This is a genomic window from Vibrio sp. 970 (assembly GCF_033339075.1).
This window is the reverse complement of the sequence record NZ_JAWOTW010000133.1, coordinates 1-914: the sequence shown is the minus strand read 5'-3', so window position 1 is coordinate 914 and position 914 is coordinate 1. Positions and strand designations below refer to the sequence as shown.

Genomic DNA, 914 nt, shown 5'->3' with positions numbered 1-914 from the left:
ATCATCAAGCATGAAAGTTTGTGTGCGGCACTGAGTTACATTTTGGCCAACAAATTAAACACGGCGTCGATGCCAGCAATGGCCGTTCGTGAAGTGGTCGAAGAGGCATTTGCCGCAGACCCTACCATCACGGATTTTGCTGCGTGTGACATTTGTGCGACGGTCAACCGCGACCCTGCTGTTTCCATGTACTCAATGCCATTATTGTATTTGAAAGGTTACCACGCGCTGCAAGGCTATCGCGTGGCTAACTGGTTGTGGAAACAAGGCCGTCATGCCCTCGCGACGTATTTGCAAAACCAAATTTCTGTGGCGTGTCAGGTAGACATTCACCCAGCAGCACGTATTGGTAGCGGCATCATGCTCGACCATGCGACGGGCATCGTGATTGGTGAAACAGCAGTGGTTGATAACGATGTGTCGATCCTGCAAGACGTCACCCTAGGTGGTACAGGTAAAGAGTGCGGCGATCGTCACCCGAAAATCCGTGAAGGCGTGATGATTGGTGCAGGTGCCAAAATTCTTGGTAATATCGAAGTGGGCGAAGGGGCGAAAATCGGCTCTTGCTCCGTAGTATTGCAAGCGGTGCCACCGCACACGACCGTGGCGGGCGTACCCGCGAAAATCGTCGGTCGACCAAAAACAGACAAACCGTCTCTCGATATGGACCAAGGCTTTAACGGTAAATCACAAAGCTTTATCCATGGAGATGGCATTTAACCGTCTTCTGATCCTTTGAAAATAATGTGGTAGGTAACTCTCAAGTGCGAAAACAAAATCACCCAGTGCTCCGCTCGGCTATTTTATTAACTTGTGCTTTATCTGCCACCTATCCCCTCTCTTCTTTCGCCGCTAGTCAGCAAGAGCTCAAAGGCGTTTCCAGCGAAATCAATCGCCAAAAGAAGGCGCTAACC

Annotated in this window: 1 protein-coding gene; it reads left to right on the top strand. The window is 50.2% G+C overall.

All coding sequences use genetic code 11. From position 1 onward, the window contains the following. Positions 1-720: serine O-acetyltransferase (gene cysE / locus R7Q11_RS25225; RefSeq protein ID WP_225466886.1), on the top strand; the 720-nt coding region annotated here is incomplete at its 5' end. Positions 721-914 lie beyond the last annotated feature (194 nt).